Here is a 22705-nt window from a genome sequence, read left to right as displayed (position 1 = left end):
TCTTCTTTTTAGGGATTATGCAATTAAAAACCTCCGATTTTCAGGGTAATGAAATAATTCAACTTCTCAAAAGCCGAAGACTCAGTATTGATCAATTCCAGGTCCTGGGTAAAGCGCTTACTCACCCCCATCGCCAACCTGAAGTTTCTACTAATGTTAAACTCCAGGTCTGCCCCAGGCTCCACATACCAGAATACATCCGAATCAACTTCATTGTCTATTGGGGTTGGCATGGTATTATCCTCGTTGGTTCGATGGTAGCCCAGCCATCCCGCTCCTCCCGAAACCGGGAAGGTAACATGCACCACTTCATTGGAGAAAAAGATTAACTCCAAAAACATACCTCCATATCCCCCGAGTATATTCACCTCCTGCCCTGCCTCGATATCATCAAATTTGGCCGTAGGAATTATGCCATGACCTTCCAGACCTATCCCCAGTGTACGATTGATAATCCATCCACCTCTTAGTCCACCAAGCACCATCGATTCATCCCTGAATTTTGTGCTTCGAAACGACAAGGCACCAAACCCACCACTGTGGCTCATGGTACCACTCAGGGTTTTGATATCCTGTCTTCTCGCCCGCTTTCTTTCAGGCTCATTGCTCTGATAGTATATAATTTTCGGGGCATCTTCCTGATCTATCTCATTTGCAGGTTTGGGGATTGTGTCCACAGGTACTGGCTTAGGCTGAACAATGGTGCTGTCATTCTGTGCCAAAACCAGGTTAGCTGAAATTGCGGCAATCGTTAAAATCAAAAGTTTCTTCATCCTTCTTATTAATTGAGTCTAATTGGTCTAAAGACATCCAAAACATTCAAAGGTTTCCTCATTTTGTAAACCTATTTCATGTGATGAATTTAATTTTTAAAGGTACACATCGGTCCGCCGAAGCGGGAATTCACATAAATATTGTCCCACGCACTACGTGGTAACACTCGTCCTGGAATATTGATGCTCATTTCTTATTTGCATCTTTTACCTTTGCCAGCTTTAAAAATCATTCGATCAATGGCGGAATATAACTTTCAGGAAATAGAAAAAAAGTGGCAGCAATACTGGAAAGACGAAAAAGTATATGAGGTTTCAAATGATTCTGAAAAACCCAAATATTACATCCTGGATATGTTTCCCTACCCGTCCGGGGCGGGATTGCATGTGGGCCACCCACTGGGCTACATCGCTTCTGATATTGTCGCCAGGTTCAAGCGACTCAATGGATTCAACGTGCTACACCCCATGGGTTTTGATAGCTTTGGGCTGCCTGCTGAGCAATACGCCATCCAGACAGGACAGCATCCTGCAATAACAACAGAGAAGAATATCACCCGTTACAAGGAACAACTCAAAGCGTTAGGTTTTTCTTACGATTGGTCCAGAGAAGTACGTACCAGCGACCCAAAATTCTACAAATGGACCCAATGGATTTTCAAGCTGATCTACAACAGTTGGTACAACCAAAAGACGGACAAAGCTGAGCACATAGATACTTTGATTGCTCTATTTGAAAAGGAAGGCAATCAAAATGTGGAAGCAGTGTGCGATGAAGACACTCCTGCCATTACTGCGGATCAATGGAATGGCTTCTCTGAGAAAGAAAAGCAGGAATTCCTATCCAAATACCGACTCACCTATTTGGCAGAAACAACCGTGAACTGGTGCCCGGCATTAGGCACGGTATTGTCCAATGACGAGGTAAAAGACGGTTTTTCAGAGCGTGGTGGCCACCCAGTAGTGAAGAAGAAAATGCCGCAGTGGAGCATGCGAATTACGGCCTACGCTGATCGTTTGCTTTCCGGTTTAGATAAAATTGATTGGCCTGAACCGATCAAGGAGATGCAACGAAACTGGATCGGTAAGTCCATTGGTGCGGTTATTGATTTTGAAGTCCTCACCCCTAACCCCTCTCCAATGGAGAGGGGCACTGAAAAGTGGAAAACTGCAAATCCGGTTTTAGCAAAGAAACTCATTGAATTCGCCAGGGGTAATAGAAAAAACTCAACACCAGAAGAGGATATACTCTGGCAAAAACTTAGAAATAAAAAACTCGGATATAAGGTAAGAAGACAGCACCCAGTAGGAGATTTTATCGCTGATTTTATCTTCCTAAAGGAAAAATTAATCGTAGAAGTTGATGGGCCATATCATGATCAAGAAGAACAAAGAGAACTTGATTTGGCACGAAAGGAATATTTGGAGTCATTAGGCTATCAGATTCTAGTTGTGAAAAATGAGGCTGTAAATGAAAACCTCTCCAAAGTCCTATCTAGGATCAAAAGCACACTTGATAAAGTTAGCAGTGAAGCCCCTTCTCCCTCGGGGAAGGGGTCTGGGGATGGGGCAACCATCCAGGTATTCACTACCCGAATCGACACCATATACGGCGCTACCTTTTGTGTGCTGGCACCAGAGCATGAATTGATCAATCAAATCACCACTCCTGAACAAAAAGCAGAGGTAGATAAATATGTCAGCGAGGCGATTAATCGATCCGAACGTGAGCGGATGAGTGATGTGAAAAAGGTGACTGGTGTTTTCACGGGAGCATATGCAATCAACCCGTTCAGTAAGGAGAGAATCCCGATTTGGACTGCCGACTATGTGCTGGCCGGATACGGTACCGGAGCAGTGATGGCCGTGCCTGCACACGATGAGCGAGACCATCGTTTTGCCAAGCAATTTGGACTGAAGATCACTCAGGTGATCGCCGGTGAAACGGATGTGCAGGAGGAAGCCTTCACCTCCAAGGATGCTGCAGTCATCAACTCTGATTTCCTAAACGGACTGCCTGTAAGTGAGGCAATTCAGAAAGCGATTGCATTTGCTGAAGAAAAAGGCTTTGGAAAAGCCAAGGTGAACTTCCGATTGCGTGATGCCATTTTTGGTCGCCAGCGTTACTGGGGAGAGCCTATACCTGTTTACTATGAAAATGGTGTTCCAAAGCTGGTTTCTGATGAAGAGCTCCCACTGGACCTGCCAAAGATTGATGAGTACCTCCCAACACAAGATGGTGATCCGCCACTAGGCAGGGCAAAAGACTGGAATTACAATGGTCATCCATTTGAACTATCCACTATGCCCGGCTGGGCAGGCAGTAGCTGGTACTTCTTCCGCTACATGGATCCGCACAATGAGGAGGAATTTTGCAGCAAGGAAGCGATGCAATACTGGCAGGATGTGGACTTCTATATGGGAGGTAGCGAGCACGCCACCGGCCACCTGCTCTACTCCCGCTTTTGGACCAAGTTCCTTTATGACATGGGCATCATCGAAGTGGATGAATATGCGAAAAAGCTGGTGAATCAGGGGATGATTCAGGGGAGGTCGAGTTTGGCATTGAGGGTTAAATTGACAATCAATCCTAAGGTTAAGATGCCAATAAATGTAATGCTCCCTGTTGATCCAAATAATTTATTTGTCTATTTCAGCAAAAATCTTGTTGATAAATACTTTAATGGTGAATTAGAAGAACGAATGCAAAAGGAAATTGATAGATTCAATTCTACTATCCACAATCCTGGCAATGATGAACTGATTTCTAATTTCTTTGTAATTCCTGAAACTCGCACACCTCAAGTCATTCATATTCCAATCGAATTTGTATCGAATGATGTCTTAGATATTGAGGGAATTAAAAAATCATATAATTCAATATATCTAACAGAAGACGATGGGCAGTTCTATTGCAAATGGGAAGTAGAAAAAATGTCCAAGTCCAAGTTCAACGTGGTGAACCCCGATGAGCTGGTAGAGCGGTACGGTGCGGACACGCTTCGGATGTATGAGATGTTTCTTGGCCCCATCGAGCAGAGCAAACCCTGGAATACGAATGGAATCGAGGGGGTCTACAAGTTTCTGCGCAAGTTCTGGTCACTCTTCCACGATGGAGAACACTTCTCCATTACCGAGGAAGCACCAACCAAAGAAGAACTGAAAGTACTGCATAGCACCATCAAGAAAATAGCTGATGATGCGGAGAAGCTTTCATTGAATACCTCAGTAAGTACCTTCATGATCGCCACCAACGAGCTTTCATCGTTGAAGTGCAACAAGCGGGCAATCCTGGAACCTCTTACCATCATCCTCTCTCCTTTTGCGCCTCACATTGCGGAGGAGTTGTGGCATTTATTAGGACATGATTCTTCCGTTGTAGATGCGAGCTATCCTGAATTTGAAGCGAAGCATTTAGTGGAGGATTCCTTCGAGTATCCGGTCATGGTCAATGGGAAGATGCGTGCGAAGCTTACCTTCCCCACAGACGCAGGAAACCAACAGATTGAGGAAGGTGCCCTTTCCAACGAGACAATCCAGAAGTGGCTGGATGGAAAAGCGCCGAAGAAGGTCATCGTGGTTCCTAAGAAGATCGTGAATATTGTGATTTAATTTTTAGGGTCACCCTGAGTACTAGCGAAGGGTCCATTGCTGATAGACTGAGATCCTTCACTGCCCCTGCCTGCCGCAGGCTGGGTTCAGGATGACGTCTTAAATTGTAAATCATAAAAAAGCCCCTGATGTATTTTCATCAGGGGCTTTTTATTTAAACAATAGGTTCTTTAGTGTATCACCATAATTCGTTTAGCCTGACGCTTGCGATCTTCCGCATACAAGTGAATGAAGTACATCCCTGATGGAATCTCGGAAGTCTGAACCGTCATCGTTCGGGTACCTTTGGATATTTGCCCTTTCAGTACTTCCCTTCCTGCCTGATCATACACCACCCATTCCGCATATTCGGAAATACCGTCTTCAAACTCAACCGTCACCTGCTTATCAGCCGGGTTTGGATATAGGTTGAAGTCTGATAGTTCATCAAGGCCTAGAACATTGTTTGATAATCCTGTTGGAACGTCAACAAATGCCGCTTGATAGACATCTTTACTAACCAAATCTTGAGCAAACGCGATGACACGCAAATTCGATGGGTCATAAAGTCCGGTAATAGCCCATTCAACAGGTTCAATGGTTAACACTTCACCTGGTAAGACTGGTCCTTGCTCAAATTGCCCTGCTGCCGATGGCAAGAGTTTCCTCAGAATATTTTCCACTGTAGAGCCAGCAGAATATAATCCCATATCTTCAGTTAGGGTAATATTTGGTTCAACGATTGCAATAAATAGTCCTATTTTATCCGAATTGGTAAAAGCACTAGATGCAGTAAAGTTAGCTCCTACAACTAAGTTACTTTCGCTATCAACTGATGCGCTTATACCTATATCAAAAGCTGGATTAGCAAGTCTGGCATTGGCAAGTTTAGCTCTTAATGCATTTGAATTATCAAATTCGAATGGGTTAAAGGAAATTTGAGCAAAGTTAATATCACCTGAAATCCCAAGATAAGGTAAATCACCAATCCCATAAAAGGCAACCCGAGCTCCTGGATCGCTTTCATTACGTTGATTAATTTGATCACTATCGTTATTTGTATTTGAAATCCCTGTGAAATAGTTAATCTTCAAGATGTCTGATCCCGCATAAGCTGGCTGATTGTTGACTGTATCACTTAAAACGATGCTTTGTGCATTTAGGGAGGAGGAAAAAGTCTCCAATAAAACCACTTGATTCCTCTCATAAATTTGAAAATCATCGATAGCAAAACCATCTGTCGATTTAGTTCCCGCCTGAGCTGCTAAGGCAAAACGGAATCTTACTGAGTCAGCATCAATAGGATCAATTTCAATAGGAGAAACGGCTAATTCCCAATCACTAACTAAAGCCCATCCAATTCCCTGACCGTTACCCCCTGAAGCATTTGGCCCTGGAGCTAAAAATCCTGGGGAACTAGTAATGGCTTCTCTATTATACCATCCAGGAGTCGAGGCTAGACCCTGAGACTCAAGTGAAGCATCATATGAACCTACGTTAACCCAGTTGCGCCCATCATCGATCGAATATTGAAATACTACTCCATCTCTAAAAGTCTCAAATTCCTCGTATCTTAAAAAGCTTACAGTTGGTGCAGAAAAAGCACTAAGATCCAAAGATGGGGAGTATACAAACGATTGTTCTTCTGGTTGATATCCGTTTGTATACAATGCATTTGACTCTTGGTATGATTGTCCTCCTGATATGTCTGGAACGGCTGCTCCTATTTCCCATGAAGTTACTAAATCATTCCGTTTTCCATCAAGTGAGATTGTTTCAATTGTCCATCCGGTAGCACCAGATTCAAAATCCTGTGTGTATGAATTTGTTGGCCCAATCCCCGTAACATGAGAAGTGATTTCCAAGGTTCTGGAAACTGTTACACGACAACCAGCTAATGTTCTCATTCCTAAATCCACAGAATAGAATCCTGGCGCAAGTCCAGCTGTGGTTAAATCTAATTTGATATCAAACGGGAAAGTGAATGTACCCGGCACTCCAGAAGCATCTGATGTAAAAATTTGAGATCCATTTACTCGTAATCCCACACTGTCTACATTGTCATTCGCCAAATCCGGATTATCCTCAAAAATCGTAAACAAAGTATTTCGACCCTCCGTGGTTCCCACCCATGCAATGGAAGGATCTGGAGCAGCACCAAGTGCTATCTCTTGATCTTCAATAGTAATTACACAGCCTGTGACAATATTTGTAACTATAACTGAATAATCTTCAATTGCCGGAGGATTTGCAAAAGTTAATCTTTCATCGTTTGGCATCCCATCTTCATCCGCAATCTGAATACCTACTGTATCATTCCCGACCTTCCATAGGTAGGTAAAATCTCCCTCTGTCGTTCCCGGCATATCTACAAACAGCTCAATATCATCAGTTATACATGTATTTGCTGTCTGAATGGCTCCAGTTAGCACTTCTGGTCGAGGATGAACAATAACAATCAAAGAAGTATCTCTCTGGCAAGTAAACTGGTCTGTATAGGTATAACTAATTCTATGCATAGAAGAGGTAGCAAAAGGTGATGGGCCTCCATGAAATGCATTATGAGCCAACCTAGGATTAAATTCTGCTCTATTATTAGCTGTATTTGCGAGTCCCCCACCTGTATTTATCGAGAAACTACCCGTTCCGTTAGCCGAAGAAATAAGAACTCCGAACCCAACATCCCAACCTTGTATCGCAACAATATCATCATCATAGCAAAACTCCAATGCATCCTGATTTACTTCATTAAAGGCAATAGAAACATTTGGTGCAGGATAAACAGTGATCGTTGTGCTTATGCTACTTGTACAAAAGGTGGCTGGATCGGAGTAATTAAAAGTAATGAAATGAACTGTAGGATTACCTCCTACATCCTGCGAGCCAGCAACAGCATCATGCAATGATATAAGGTTAAGGGTAGCAAAACCACTTCCAGATGTCATCTCAGGCGAACCATTACCAACAAATGACAAGTAAGAATCCACTGTATAGTCAACATTTGCAGGATTGGCAGTAACTCCATCCACTTCAAGTTCAACTATTAGATCTCCAGACATATCTCCCAAAGGATCATCCTCTCGGCAATACGATGTGCCTAATGCTGTTCCCAAATCATCTACTATTTCAAGTGGTTCCGGCTCTGATACCTCAATAGTAATTGATGCAGGGTCACTGGGACATCCTTCAAAGAAATTTCCAAACGAATCGGTGAGGGTATCAGTGACCTGTTGGACAGTATAATTATATGTACCTGGGGTTAACCCCACTAGACCAAGATTGCCAAATGTTGGGGACTCACCAACAAAAAGTCGAATCCCATCCAAATCACGAATCCATTCCACCTGTTCATCTCCGGAATATAGATCCTGAGCGTCAAAACGCATATTTGGTAGCAACTGATCGGAACAGATTGCAAATGTGTAATTATCATCTGTCAAATTTCCATCCTGATCAGTGAAATTATTTATACCAGGATAGGCAATATTGTTTGAAGCAATTGTTGGAGCGGGTTGGATAGCGTGAACCTCAATGCTTACCAAAGATGCTTCACTCTCACATCCATCAAACGATCTTGTTGTAATAACATCATCATTCTTAGAAACGTAATAGTTATATACCGCTGGAGTATTGATATTAAAGGCATTTGCCGCTCCTCCAAGGGTAGTTGCATCCATGAAATTAGTTCCACTAAATGTGATCACTCCACCCAATTGAGTAACACCATTACCAAACCCGTCCACAGCCTCATACCATATGTATTCATCAGTTCCATTTACGAACGTATGAACAATATTGCTAAGTGCTTGCCCCTCGCAAATATGAAACTCAAGGGTACCTCCATTAAAATCACCCGCCGTTGGAATAGGGGCTTCTTCCTGGGCTGCTATCCAGACGGTTATGGCAGATCCGGTGCAACCAGGAAAATTATTGTAAGCTTCCAGACTAATATCTTCAGTTTTAGTAATGGTGTAAATAATTGTATCACCAGCAAAAATATCAGGCACGGGATCAGACTCCTGATTGGTATCTACACCTGGTTCTGTAATTGTAGCATTTGCAACTGTTATAGAACCAGCTGAAAAATCTCTAAACTCACGCGTGATATTATATGATTCATCCGGGTCCAAATCAACCAACAGCAGTGGATCCGGTGTGGTAGAACTACCATCATCTTCAACACAATAATCAAATGTATATATATCACCAACCTTTACAGCTGTAGGCCAGCCAGTAATATCTAAACTTGGAACCGCAGGATTGGAAAATACATTAACGACTACCTTCCTCAGATCAGATTCACAACCATAAATGGACGATTGTGAAAAGTAAAACGTCTGAGATTCTGCTGCGGTCAACACATTACTGGCATTCACATTAAGGCCAAGAGAAATTGAATTAATCGTGTGCCCATTTTCAAATGCACTTATTCTATTGAAGGACTCATCATACCATGAAACTTCTCCAGCTCCTATCAGACTAACTCGATCCATGCTACTTTGACCCACTATGATTTCATTGTTTGTAAATGGGCCGGACTGACCTGTAACAACAAAGCCTGTTGTTCCTATACTTGTTATGGTTGCAGTTTCACCGCTGGATAGGCCCTGAATAATTTCCTCACCAAGTTCGGATTCAACAAATGATGTGACAGTCCCAACTGCTGCTGAAATATCTCCAATAATCGTTTCACCATCTCTATAATTTCCAGTTACACTTGTCACAAAAACCGTGGTTGCTGTAACCGAAATAACAGCACCCTTTGCCCCACTAGTTTGGCCGATAACTGCATCACCGACTTGGAATGTAGGTCCTGCTGGGAACGTAATTGTCCCGGAAAGAATAGGATTAAAACCAAATGTATTAATGTTTGTTGCTGTAAAGTTTGCAAGGACATCACCTACACAGTATTCAAGAACATATTCATCTGCATCCACACCATCATCAGGCGAAGCATTATTATTGAATCCTGTTGAAAAACCTCCTGCAAGGGTTGTTGCATCTAGTGTCGGTGCTGCATCTGGTGCATCAACTGTTACATCAAAGAAAGCCTGACCTTCACAACCGGCACCAGTAAGCGGCTCTGTCGTATATATGATCCGATAGTTCTGAGCTTCACTTGCATTAAACATTCCGTCTTGATCAGGATCGGAAGGATCAAAAATATTCACTTCATTACCCATACCTTGACCCGCCTCGGTAAAGTCCTCAACCATTACATCATAAACTCCTGAACCGGGAACGGACTCTGTCCATAAAACATATCCTGTTGTTATCTCGGCTATTTCATCCTCAACACGATTTGGTATCCAATAAGTGTATTCATTCCCTGGACTTTGCGCTGTGAATCCACTAACATAGGTGGCTGTTCTTTCAATTGTGAATGGCTCATCAGTATTACAGTAGGCATCACTTACATTAGAAACTTCAACAATTGGAGTTCCGTAGACGAAAATATTATCTACCGGTTGAACAAATGGATTGCTCAATGTTCGATAAACAAGATATGCATATGCATCTCCATCAGCAAGCTCATGCGAATACCCAAACTTATCCCAGTCAAGAGCAGGAAATGGAGCTACATACGACGATCTAAAGTCAAACTCAAATTCATAGACTGAAGTGGCTGGAACTCCAGTATATCCTGGGAACTCACTATTAAATGCATACCAATTGAAATTCTGGAAAGGACTACCGGTAGTATAATTAAGGATATATACATAATCCAAATCTTGACCAGGTTGAAAAGCTGTTTTATCGACAGTTAATGCCAATGGTAAGTCTGATGCACACAAATTTGTGGGCAGGCTTACTTCTTCAAAGAAATCGATCGGCAATGTAACTGTAAAGTCCGCTTGGAGGGAAACCGACTCTCCTGTTAGGTTATTGGTAGTTGTAAATGTGATAGTATGCACACCTTCTCCGGCAAGCCCAGGGTCAAAGAAATATTGCCTAAACTGAGGAGAGGGGTTATTTGCAGATTGTTGTTGACCGCTTATCCCGGTTCCTGTTACTGTAACAGTATGATTGGTTGGCTGAGTCACAAAAATGGTATCTCTTACTTGAGTTGTAATGAAGTTTCGGTCTGCAAACGTGTTGGATCCAATTGCAGCCCCATCGATATCTTGATAAATCAATACGTTAAAACGTAACGTCTCACTTACACAAGTACCACCATCATCAACTGAAATATCAAACGTATAAACACCCGGACTAGTAGCAGATAACTCTGCATTTGTTCCAGTTGTTTGTTGTAAGTCTGTTCCCCCTGCTGTTAAATCAATCGGAGATCCGGATCCATTAAGCCATACCGCATCATCACCACCAGGATTGACGGTTAGAGTAAATGGACTTAGAGTAGATGTGCCTTGCGAAATAGCTCCGTTAACCGTAGCAGTAGCAGTGCTTGTTCCGCCTGTTATCGTTCCTCCATTATTAATTGTTGCTCCGGCATTGGGATAAATTTCAAATGTGGATCCGGTTATTGTCCCTGAAACAATGACTCCAGTCCCACTACTATTACCTCCGAACGTTACTGTCTCGCCATTTGTGAAGGCTAGGGAAATAATTGAATAAGGAACCAATGTGGTTGATAAATAACTGGTTGAATAACTCTCTGTAAAAGGTGAGCCTCCAACATCGACACTACCTATCGCCACAGGTGACGAATTGCTTGTCAATACGGCATAATCAGTATCTGTGGTAAGTAAACTTGCCGTGCCACCAGCTCGCTCAAGGGCAACACCAGTCTGACCACCAAGAGTGGCCTGAACTTCTAAATTGTCGATCTGAAGATCGTCAAGCCCGGTAGCTCCGAAATAGGTGATGTTCAACCTTAAGGATGCGGTTCCGATAAAAGTGCCGGTTGCATCTATATCCGTGGTAGTACCACCAAAGCTTGGAGCCTGAGCGGTGTTAAATTCAAAACCTTCAGGTAAGGTCAATAAGATCGTTCCTCCTGAGGCAAAATCATTGTTCTGTGTTTCCTGGATTCGGATTTGTCCCAAAGCCACAAATCCATCAGAGGTACATATTGCAGCTGGAGTTGCAGCTGTAATGTTAGCCCCACCCTCCAGGGTTAATTCATCATTAGTAACATCAGTAGACGTATTTCCAAAAGGGTCTACCGCGATTGCCGTTACTTCATAATCACCTAAAGCTGAAAGGGTAAATCCCGCGGGAGCTGAGCCGGTATTATTGAATGACCAAGTACCATTTCCATTATTTGTGGCAGTTCTCGTAAATGTGCTCACATTAACAAGAACTGTTGCATTTGGATCATCTACTGTACCTGTCAGGTTAGGGCTTGCATCGGTTGTTGGGTTTCCATTGCCTGTATTTTGCAAATCTACTGTGCTATAAGGAGCCGCACCATCGGAGGTATTTGTGAAGGTTTGAGCTGGAGTAAGTGCTCCTTCTGCATCATCTCCAAAGCCAGCAGTGATGGTAATATCAGGAGTAATATGTGTATCTAAAGGCCCGGCTGGTCCTCCAGTATATGAGCCTTCCGTAATTGCTAGTATAATTTCATCGCTGGCACCCGGAGTAGCTGAGATCACCGGAAAGTTGTCGCCTCCTTCATCTACTGAGAAGAATGTTTGATCCCCATAAATATTCGCCAGATTTTCTGAAAACGTAATGGTTATTTGGTCAAGGAGACCATCTGGAGTAGCCTCAGTATCTTCGGTCAATGCGCTTAATATTACCGGCCCTGCTCCATCTGTAATATTGGCAGCTAAGATTGTCCCACCATTGCTCACATTGGAAGCTGTATCCGCCAATGTCCCAACAGTATAAATAAAATCACCTTCTACTCCGGTACCATTTCCATTCACCACTAGGAAGAACGATTTATCTGTATTGTCCACATTTGCTACCCCCACTGCAGCAACACCATTGTAGGTGAATTCCGCAGGGTTAATTGCTGAGTCATCTATATGATCTTCGGTATCAACTTGGATTTGATCCACATTTCCATCAGCATTTGTATCTAGAATTGTTGCAGAGAATCCACTAAAACGAGGGGCAGCACCATCCAAGTGGTTGGTTGGAGTATCACCATTCACCACATCATCTTCTGTAGCCTGTGATTCAATTCTGTCATCGGTACCATCTACGTAGGTTATCTGCAGGTTGTCTATGCTGGTTCCTGGCTGTTCATCACCAGTAAATAGAATTACCAATTCTTCAGCGGCTGTGTAGAATCCATTGTTTGTATTGTCATAATCAATGTTGTCCTGAGTTACAGGCGTTGCACCATTTGTAATTGCAAAACAATCCAATCCATCATTGTTATCCGGGCTTCCTGTTTCATCGATATCCCAATCGATACTAAAACGAAGGGCAACCCTGTCTATCATACCATCACCATCACCATCTCGCCATTCTGCGGAGACCATCTTTGGAATGGATGGGGCAACAAGCACATCCTGATTGTCCGGAGGAAATTGCGTGGCTGCAGCGGTATTCAATGCATTATCGTAGATATTTCCATCTGTGTTCATGGTAAGGGTTTCACCCCCAGCATTTGGTTGAGTGAATGAGAAAAATACCTTCAGGTTTGTTTCTCCTCCTACCAATACATTAACAAGATCATCCGACTCTGTTGCTGCTGTTGTCTTGACAGAAACTACCGATTCCCCTACAACTCCTCCACCAATATCAAAAACAAAGTTTGAGGTGGTAACCGGGAGCGTGGCTCCAGCATTTCCCCAAACCCCTTCACTAAATGTCAGTTCTGCCACGGAATTGGTAGAAACAACGGTATTCAACAATACCGGAGAAGCCGCATCAATTCGGTTTTCAGAACCATCTCCAATGGAAAGTTGATCCTGATCGTCATCCCAAAATCCATTTACTCCGGCTACATTAAATGAGCCCAATGCCGTATTATCAACCAATTGGCCTGTGATGTTGTTGATTGCTACAGTGGTATAGATACCGCTTATGTTCCCCACCACAATATCACCATCTACATAGCCAGTAGCTGTTTCTCCATCTGGCAAAGTGATAGTTCCAACATCGGCCACCACATAGGTATCATTGTCATCAGCATCCGAAACAATCTCGGAAAAAACCAACACGACCCTATCAACCAGTGCATCATCATCGGTATCTTCCATTTGAATATCTGTAAGTACCGGGGGGGCCAGATCAAAAGTGGTGAATGAGTTTGAAGCGGCTAGGTTTCCGGATTCATCAGCAAGTGTTCCCTGATTGTAATCTACTGACTGGTCATCCGTAGTGCCCAGATCTACACCCAAAGTGATATAGTTGTCCGAGTCAGTCAAGTCTACTCCATTAGCGGCCGGAGTTGCAACTACTCCAAAGGGAACTACGCCCAGTCCCGCACCACCAATATTAAAATGGGCATCACTAACTGAAGCTTCATCAATATCCTCCGAGAATTCAAGCAATATCTGATCGACTGAACCATCCTGATCTGTGTCGTAGAAGGTGGCGTTTGTGAAGGTGGGTAATGTGCCATCATACGTCACCGAATTATCTGAACTAGAACTCGCATTACTTGTATTGCCTGCAGCGTCTGTTCCTGCTCCAGCATTCAAAGATGCAATCACATCTCCATCGCCTGTCATGCCAGTTACAGTCAGTGTGTAAGTCGTGCCATCCATCGGTCCTACCTCTGCCACTACCCCGGATAATGTCCCAGTGACGGTACTCGCACTGAAATCAACATCCGTGTCATCAGTAAAACCTGTTACTGGCTCAGTAAATACTACATCGAACACAACAGAAGCTACATTCGTAGGGTCTGACTGACCTGATCCCTGATCTATTGTAACATCAGGGGAGGTAGTGTCATATGTCACCGAATTATCTGTACTTGAACTCCCATTACTTGTGTTCCCCACAGCATCTGTTCCTGCTCCAGCATTCAACGATACAATCACATCTCCATCGCCTGTCATGCCAGTTACAGTCAGTGTGTAAGTCGTGCCATCCATCGGTCCTACCTCTGCCACTACCCCGGATAATGTCCCAGTGACGGTACTCGCACTGAAATCAACATCCGTATCATCGGTAAAACCTGTTACAGGCTCATCGAATACTACATCAAATACAACAGATGCTACTGCTGTTGGATCTAGCTGACCAGATGCCTGGTTGATTGTAACTTCCGGAGATGTCCCATCATAGCTCACTGAATTATCTGAACTGGAACTGGCATTGCTTGTATTGCCTGCAGCATCTGTTCCTGCTCCAGCATTTAATGATGCAATCACATCCCCATCGCCTGTCATTCCCGTTACAGTCAGCGTGTAGGTCGTGCCATCCATTGGGGCTACTTCTGCTACCACCCCAGACAGTGCCCCTGGTGCAGTACTTGCGCTGAAATCAACATCCGTATCATCGGTAAAGCCTGTGACCGGCTCATTAAATACTATGTCAAATACAATCGATGCTGAATTCGTCGGATCCAATTGTCCAGAACCTTGATCTATTGTTACATCGGGTGATGTCTGATCAATATTGTAAATATCCCCTGCGTTGAATGCAGCCGTAATTGGTGACTCTGAACCTGAAACAAAATCAATACTTAAGGTACCATCTCCTGAGACTGTCGTTACAGGAACATTCCAGGTAATATCGTCTGATGTCGTTGGTGTTCCTATCGTACCTGAAGGTCCTGATGCATCTAAAGTAAAATTCCCAGCAACAACTCCAGTGGTTGCAGATTGAAAAACAACCGTGAAATTAACAGTAGTTGAATTTGTTGGATTGCCGTCTGCTCTGGTGATGGATGTGACCGTTTGGGAAACGGAATTAAAACCAAAGAGCATTAAGAAGGAGGTAATGAGGGACAACAGGCCAAGCTTTCTCATAATCAGTTATTTAGACGCAAAATAGGATGACAATAGCTAGAGTAAAATTTACTCCAAAACTAACTATTGGTGAAGTTTATTAATGGATATATTAATTCAAAGTGCAATATCATTTTTTCGATATAGACTTTTATTTTACAGATAAGATTAATTCAGGTAAAAATTGAACTATTCAAGGATTTAATCCAGCGAACCATCCGGATTAAGTTTGATGATTGAGATGAGTTTTACCCCTGCTCCAAAGTCTACATTCGATACCATCACGATCTTTCCGTCGGGTAGCGTTACAGCATCTACGATGTTGTCATTTCCATCAGATAATCCAAAGGACGACTCCTCACCTTCTACCGGGGTTCCTCCCTGATCAAATTTCACAAACATTCCCTCGCCACCTCGGGATAAACCACCAGAACTAAATGCCGGATATTGCCCCACTACTACCAATTCATTATCCAGACCTTGCGTAATGCCTTCCCCGATGGTTTGAAGGACACTGTTTTCGGTATTGTATGCCGAGCTATCGTGACTGTTTCCACTTAGGAAGATGCCATTATTGCTCAGGTTCATGACAAAGGCAAACTTTTGATTAGTGGTAGTAGTAGAAGAAGTACCTACAATAGAAAAACCAGAGGTTGTATAAATAGCATTATTTACTAGTTCATTGTAAACAATGTTGTTGGAAGTCCCATCATCAAATCCGTAGGCCGCAGAATTCAATGGGGTTCCATTAGGATCGGTTTCCAAATAAAATACGTTTGCTCCGTTATTACCCCCATTTTCTCCGCGCTGACTTGGAGTGCTAGAGGTTCCAACAAAAACAAGGTTTCCGTTTGGCTTTTCAAAGACACGCGAAATTTCATCGTCTTCATTATTCCCGGCTACACCTTGCGTTTGTTCAAAGACAATACCGCTATTTTGATCATATTTAACAAAATAATTATCCTTATCTATAATTCCGCCTCCGCGATTATATTGCCTGCATCCTCCCAATATGAATGACTGATCTTGAAGAAGAGTGATGTCGTTTAGCGCAAAATCAAGATTGTAGTCTCCGTCAACAACAAAGAATGTATCATAGCTTAGCTCTAAATCGGCATTGATAAATGCCAGTCTCCCAACCTGATAGTCTGATATTCCTGGATCTTGAGAAAAAGAAGATGTGCCAACAAATACAAATCCACCAATAGGGTTTGCAATGATCTGTCCGGCAATATCATTGGATCTTATGTCAGGAAAATCTGTATTCCCGTCTTCGTCGTTATCCGGAAGGTCATTTCTAAGTTCATAAGAATTTGAACTAACTATATTACCAACCAAGTCTGTGATCAATACATAAAAATCATCATCGCCATTTTCAGAGGCCACCGAACCAAATACCACTAGTCCCTCAGGAACCTCACCAGTGGCATCATAAACTATTTCTATATCGTTTGCTTCGTAGCTGGTAAGCTCTCCATAGTATTTAATGAATGCATCCTCTGGCTTAGGGGCATTTTCATCCTCAATCTGACAGGAAACTACCATGATGGCAGTGAACATTATAATCGACAGGTATCTCATATACTAGCGGTACTGCTTTCGTTTTCTTGGAATATAAAGTGAACGGGTATAACCCACGGAAAAAGATAAGGTGTTCAATGTAAGGTCATCTTCTACATGGCCAATACCGAAATTAACATCTTCATTTACCCAGCGATTGTCCGGGTTTATGTAATTGAATAGTGAATTATCATATCTCACTTCCATCGAGAAGAAGTCTACCTCTGAACGTCCAACCCTGAACCTGGCCCCCAATCCACCAATTATTGAAATATTTGATTTTGCAACCTGATCAGAGGCGGTTAAATCCTCACTTTCATCAGGCAATGTATAGGCAGTTCCTCCGGTCCTTCGGGTATCTACATACTTAGCCTTTAGCATCAAATCATAAGATCCCCCAATAAAGACATAAGGCAATATCTTTTTCCTATTGCCGTCTTTATCTTTTTTGTCATAGTTCAAACTGTAGCGAACCAATAAAGGGAACCGCAACATGTTGCTGGTGTTTTTTGCTACATAATTCAGATCATTCTCAATCAAATCACCTTCCACCTCATACGAGGCAATGCGGTACTGAATACCGGTGGCAACTTCAATTCCTTTCGTGAGGTGCCTTTCTGCTAAGGCTTCAAACCAAAAGCCGATCCCAAGACCTGTTTCAGCCCCACTCTCATTGTATCGCTTATCTCCAACTTGAAACGTGTTGAAGTTCTGAATAACAGATGGTAGCGATTTATTTGCCCCTACCCTTACAGCAACCCTCAAAATAGGCTCAGTCTTGAATTTATCCTTTAAGAGATAAAGCTCTGCAGGATCCTCCGGCGAAAGCTGGTGTTCCTTATCGGCTTTCAAGAGCTTCACAAACATCTCCTCTGCCATCGCTTCATCATCCTGAAACAAATAGGCCTTAGTGAGAAGTTTATATGCCCTGATCTCTTCTTCAACAGAGAATACCCCGCCATTCAAGCACCTGGTAAAGCCACTAGCCTCATCAGTATAGGTATTAATGATATCAGAAAGCCTTCCTTGCTCAAATGCCAATTCTGCCTGAGCTAAGCTTCTGGCGCACTGCGATGAAGTTTGGGAGAAGCCCCAAAGTGAAATGAAAAATAAACAGCAGGTGATTAAATGTTTCTTCATAAATATTATTAGAATTCTGAAGACCTTTTAGGCAAACCTTCACACGTTTCTACATAAGGAATGTCTCCTCCTACATATTGTCTCCACTCATTGTCAGACATGTTCCCCAATGTTATATGTGTGCAGATTTCTTCAGCCATGGCATCAGCTGTCGTTGGGTATCTTCGGATATTTCCATCTCCGGCAGCAGTCACAAAGTAGTTGCCGTCAGGACTGAAATCCGCATCGTTTACCCAGCCTTGCTGCCCTTGACCATTGTAATCTTCAAGTACAATTGGGAGATCAAATAGGTTATTCATATCCCAAACCCGTACCTGGCTATTTCGGGATGTTCCCAAAAGAAGTCGATCATTCGGACTAAACTCTATATCCGTAATCGGTGCTCTGAAGCCTGTTAAAGTCGGTGGTACTTGCTTATCATCTTGCATGTCCCAAATTTTCAAATTACCGTCCGAACTACCATAAGCAAGGTATCTACCCGTGTTGCTGAACCTAACCGAAGCAATGGCACTAGCTTTTCTATTGACCACCGCTACAGTATCGTTTTGATTTTTATTCACGAGTGTGGTGGCTCCTGCACCAATATCCGTCAAATCCCAGATATATACATTTCCATCATCACCTCCACCCACAAGTGTTTTGGCATCTGGTGAAAGGGCGATTCTCTTAATTCTGGTATTTGATCTGGCCAGCTCTGTTGACGTTCTGAAGTCGCTTCTTAAGATTCTGTTGTCTGCACCTACAGAGATAAATCCTGAATTGTCCGGCAGGAACAATAAATCAAAAACGGTACCGCCCAAATGGCCTTCTATTTTGGCCGGCTGCTGATCAATGTTCCTTACGTCGAAGAGTAAAATATTGTCCTGTTCGGTACCAAGAGCCAGGTATTGCTCGTTGGGGCTCACATTTACCACCCTGGCCACATTGTCATTTTGGAAGATCTGACTCCAACCCCTTGTTTCTACATTCCATTTAATTACTTCACCGTTCGCATTGGCTGAGTACATGAATTTACCGTCCTTGGAATAAACAACCGAACGAACAGATACAATCGTATTTTCTGAGTTTGGATCTACCGGTTTATGGTATTGGTTGAAAATGGAATCTCCTTTTTCTGCTACCAACCCATTATTCGCTGCTTCCCTCTCATATAGTCCCTGAAGGGCGTTGTAAATACCGGCGTAAATATCACCGTTGTAATCCTTGCCTTCATCTTTATATTCTTCATAGAACAGATAGGCCTGTCGGGCCACAATCGCCTTCAGCTCAGCCTGATCCTGATCCTCCGAGAGAATGTTCTTAGCCTTGATCGCCATGGATTGGGCGATGGCCTGGTAACGAAGGCGTTCTGCATTCTGTCGTGCTAATTCGGCAGCTTGAGCCTGTCTATCTGCCTCAGCAGCATTTTCCTTTGCTATACCAGCTTGCCTTTGGGCTTCTTGGTTGGCTTCTTGGGCAGCTTGAGTCGCTGCTTCGGCAGCTCTTTGCTGTCTTCTAGCCTCTTCCGCACTTTCTTGTGCTGCAAGCCGCTGTTTATCTGCTTCTTCTTTTTGAGAAAGTGCCTCAGCTTCTGCCGCCCTTGCTTCTGCTGCTGATTGCTGGGCTTTATTTTGAAGCTCAACAGCTTGGTCTCTTAATCTTACCGCCTCTTGTCTCTGCTCCTCCGCCAAAACCCTTGCCTTATCTGCTTCATCAGCTTTAATAAATGAATAGATCAAGAAACTTAAGGAAACCAACACGGCTATGGCCAAGACCACCGCAGTGGTACGCATACGCTTAACTTGCCGCTTCTGTAGAATTTCTTTGTTTCGCTGCTCTGTCAGGTAGGCTTTCTCAGAGGTTTCCAGGAATACCATCGTTCGCTCGAAGGCAGGATTGTATCGCTGACCCCAAACAAGTGTTGGCCTGTTTTCTTCTCTCCAGTTAAGCGCCAACTGCAAGTCAGGCATTTGCCAAAGTCCTGCCCTTCCCTCCTGATACCTTTCAGCCGCTTCGGAAAGTTTCAGGTACATTTCTGCAGCTTTGGACTCTTCATCCAACCACCTTTTCAAACGTACCCAAATACGCATCAAACTCTCATGCGAAATATCTATTACCGTTTCAGATTCTAGCCTTACACCAAATGGAGGCATCAATAATGATCTGCCCGGCTCTCTGAATCGCTCCACTACTCGTGCTACTTCTTCTTCGTTTACACCAGCAATCGCCGCTATAGTGGCCAGCTTGGTAGGACGCCTGATGCCCTGGTTTTCCGATCCTCGCTCGGTTAGGGCCTTAAACATCACCTCACATATTTCCTTCTCTCGTTTGCTCAATGAATCATACGCTTCATTGGCGTGCATAGAAAGTGCCTCGCGAAGTGTTCCAATGGAGTTGTAATGCCTTAAATCTATCGGCTCACCAATCTTTCTGTTTTCCGTCCAGTATGACCAGGTACGCATTAATGCGTGCTGAAGGATCGGAAGCTGATCAGGATTATCTCCCACATCATTCAAAAGCTGCTGTGTCAAACGAGGGGCAATTTTTCCTCCACCGACAGCCACAGGCCCTTCAATCGCCGTTCTCTTTTGATCTCTGGTCATCTGAGGAATCAGATAGTGAGAGTCATTGATCATCTGGGTAAGATCCGGAAACTGGGCACACTCGCCAATGAAGTCAGATCGCATGGTTAGGGCGATATAGACTGGCTCATCGTACTGATGGATGGCCTCTAATAATAAGTTTACAAATGCAGATGACTCGTCCAGATCGGAGGTGGCTGATTCTAGCTTACGATATCTGAAAAGCTCCTCAAACTGGTCAACAAGGATCAAAACATTTTGAAAATCGTCTGTCTTCAATTGTCTGACTACCTCTACAAGACCTAGCGAACTACTTCTAAGAACCGTGCTGATGATGGTTTTGCGAATAAGCTTATCTTCATCCCCCAGATTGGCATATTCTTTATCTTTTATAAGGAGTGCTTCTGCCAGGTTATCAATTGGCCCACCGCCGGGACGGGTTACCACAATCCGCCAATTAGACCCTGCATCGGTCATAAAACCTCCATAGAGTGTTGGAATCAGGCCACAGTACATCAATGAAGATTTACCACTACCCGAAGCACCAAGGATGGCAACAAACTTGTTTTCTGACAGCTTGACCAGCACCTCGTCACTCTGTCCCTCTCGCCCGAAGAACAGGTGGCTTTCCTCTATTCCAAACGGCCTGAGGCCCGGAAAGGGGTTAATTAACTGGGTAATGTCAACAATATCCTGGGTCTCTTGGCCCTGAACATCAATTTCTTTTTCGCTCATCAGCTTTCCATTTTAGTTAGAAAAGGCTTGAGGTGATCGGGATTAAATGTTCCCCCGTTATTCCCCAAAACCATGGCGTTGTTCTTTTTATAGTGCTCCATGTCCACATCCTTCTGCCCCTTAAAGTAAACCGCTTTAGCTGTTAAAGGCTTTTCACGGCCGAATCCAGGAGCCTTTAGCAGGTCCTGTAGTTTTGTCTTTATCCATTCTTCGGTCGCCTGACCGAAGTAAATAATTGATGCATCGCACCTTCTTAAATTCTCTTGATGGATGTACCTCAGATCAACCAAATCACCTTCATAACTAGGTGATACCACATTGAAACCCTGTTTTTTGAGATACGTCTGTATGTCATCTATTTCGTTCACATCCCTCTTGTCGGCGATAAGATAGATCATCTTAGTTTTCTCATCCTTCTTCTCATCATCCAGTCCTTTAATATCACGTCTGGTATTGAATCTCCCACCAGTCACTAGCTCCTCACGAATAATCGTTTTCAACTCTTGAAGTGGTATTTGCAAAACCTCAGCTTCTTCTAAAGCTGCCGCATCACTTTTCAGGTCCTCAATAAATATTTTCTGACGCTCAGTGACGTTTTTAAGGTCAGGTGAAACCCAGATCAACCGGCTGAAGAGCTCCTTTTCGTCTTTCTTGGCCTTCTTATTCTTTTCCACCATCTGATATGTGTGATCAGATGCCACCCGATTCTGAATGTCTACAACTGAGAGTTCAGAACCTCTAGGCTTATAGCCATAATCTTCACCGACCAGATGGATAGACAACCTACACCGATCCAGATCATCCCTCACCATTCTATCCAAGGCTTTGGCTTCTTTGGGCAGGCTATGATCCGGCAGGACTTTATATCCATGACGAATCAACTCTCGCTTGATGATGTCTCGCTGAATCACCATATCCACACCGGTACTTGCTAAGTAGACTGTTTTCTCACGAGGGATTGTTTCATACCCTCCTTCTCCGTCTTCCAGTTCTTTAGCCTGTAATACATGGTTGATGTCATAGGCCATATCTACCAGTTTCATCCAGTAGCTACGCTCCGCATCGTTTCCAAAAAATCTGGTAAACTCCTGAGGATCACCTGTTAGCGGATCTACAAGATAGAAATCATAAGTCAGTAAATCCTCTAGTTCTTCCAAGTATTCGTCAGGATCAAACGGACGCTTCAGCACTTTAAAAACCCTGGCAACACCGTCTGCTACTAGTTTATTCTGGCCTTTCAATTTTTTAGAATGTGAATTGAGGGAACTCACAATCACTTTATCCTTTACAAGGTTGGATGTAAGCACAGCAATTATCACATTGTAGCTATCCATCTCAGTAGCTGAAAAGCTGGACTCATTGATTAGCTTGATCTCCGGATTTTCCCGGGTAATCTGGTACATCAAAGTAGACAGGAACTTATGGAAGTTGGTGACCCATCCTTTGATGCCCCCTTCAATCATCGCATCGTCTTTCTCCGAATAAATTAGTGCTATGGTGCGATTATTAGTCATCTTTCGCG

General features: G+C 43.4%; 7 protein-coding genes. 1 reads left to right on the top strand and 6 read right to left on the bottom strand.

Going from position 1 to position 22705, the window contains the following annotated elements; genetic code table 11:
• Nucleotides 1–23 precede the first annotated feature (23 nt).
• A complete protein-coding gene (locus RLN88_RS10650) occupies nucleotides 24–773 on the bottom strand; it encodes a hypothetical protein (RefSeq protein WP_350221384.1) in 750 nt (249 codons plus the stop codon).
• Between the two features lie 240 nt (nucleotides 774–1013).
• On the opposite strand from RLN88_RS10650, the gene RLN88_RS10645 reads away from it, so the two are divergent.
• The gene (locus RLN88_RS10645) at nucleotides 1014–4385 is read left to right on the top strand and encodes a leucine--tRNA ligase (RefSeq protein ID WP_350221383.1); all 3372 of its coding nucleotides are present in this window, start codon (nucleotides 1014–1016) and stop codon (nucleotides 4383–4385) included.
• A gap of 170 nt (nucleotides 4386–4555) precedes the next feature.
• On the opposite strand, the gene RLN88_RS10640 is transcribed toward RLN88_RS10645, so the two are convergent.
• From RLN88_RS10640 to RLN88_RS10620, 5 genes are all read right to left on the bottom strand, one after another.
• Nucleotides 4556–15208: a T9SS type A sorting domain-containing protein gene (locus tag RLN88_RS10640; protein ID WP_350221382.1), complete on the bottom strand. Its 10653-nt coding sequence runs from the start codon at nucleotides 15206–15208 to the stop codon at nucleotides 4556–4558.
• Nucleotides 15209–15388: 180 nt separating this feature from the next.
• Nucleotides 15389–16768: an NHL repeat-containing protein gene (locus RLN88_RS10635; protein WP_350221381.1), complete on the bottom strand. Its 1380-nt coding sequence runs from the start codon at nucleotides 16766–16768 to the stop codon at nucleotides 15389–15391.
• A 3-nt stretch (nucleotides 16769–16771) separates the two neighbouring features.
• Nucleotides 16772–17887, bottom strand: coding sequence for an outer membrane beta-barrel protein (locus RLN88_RS10630; protein WP_350221380.1), 1116 nt, complete (start codon nucleotides 17885–17887; stop codon nucleotides 16772–16774).
• 8 nt (nucleotides 17888–17895) lie between these two features.
• Entirely contained in the window at nucleotides 17896–21183 is a 3288-nt protein-coding gene (locus tag RLN88_RS10625; protein WP_350221379.1) for an nSTAND1 domain-containing NTPase, read from the bottom strand.
• Nucleotides 21183–22697 (bottom strand): DUF4062 domain-containing protein, encoded by a 1515-nt coding sequence (locus RLN88_RS10620; protein WP_350221378.1) that lies wholly within the window; start codon nucleotides 22695–22697, stop codon nucleotides 21183–21185. Before RLN88_RS10620 ends, RLN88_RS10625 begins: the two co-directional genes overlap by 1 nt.
• Between the last annotated feature and the right edge of the window lie 8 nt (nucleotides 22698–22705).

Origin of the sequence: Ekhidna sp., from assembly GCF_040223195.1 — a bacterium.
Lineage (GTDB): Bacteria > Bacteroidota > Bacteroidia > Cytophagales > Cyclobacteriaceae > Ekhidna.
Note: the sequence above shows the minus strand (reverse complement) of the source record. Positions and strands in the feature narration are given on the sequence as shown.

Bases quoted from the DNA above. Each gene is read 5' to 3' on its own strand.
- RLN88_RS10620 (WP_350221378.1), bottom strand. From the start codon at position 22,697: ATGACTAATAATCGCACCATAGCACTAATTTATTCGGAGAAAGACGAT.
- RLN88_RS10625 (WP_350221379.1), bottom strand. From the start codon at position 21,183: ATGAGCGAAAAAGAAATTGATGTTCAGGGCCAAGAGACCCAGGATATT.
- RLN88_RS10630 (WP_350221380.1), bottom strand. From the start codon at position 17,887: ATGAAGAAACATTTAATCACCTGCTGTTTATTTTTCATTTCACTTTGG.
- RLN88_RS10645 (WP_350221383.1), top strand. From the start codon at position 1,014: ATGGCGGAATATAACTTTCAGGAAATAGAAAAAAAGTGGCAGCAATAC.
- RLN88_RS10640 (WP_350221382.1), bottom strand. From the start codon at position 15,208: ATGAGAAAGCTTGGCCTGTTGTCCCTCATTACCTCCTTCTTAATGCTC.
- RLN88_RS10650 (WP_350221384.1), bottom strand. From the start codon at position 773: ATGAAGAAACTTTTGATTTTAACGATTGCCGCAATTTCAGCTAACCTG.
- RLN88_RS10635 (WP_350221381.1), bottom strand. From the start codon at position 16,768: ATGAGATACCTGTCGATTATAATGTTCACTGCCATCATGGTAGTTTCC.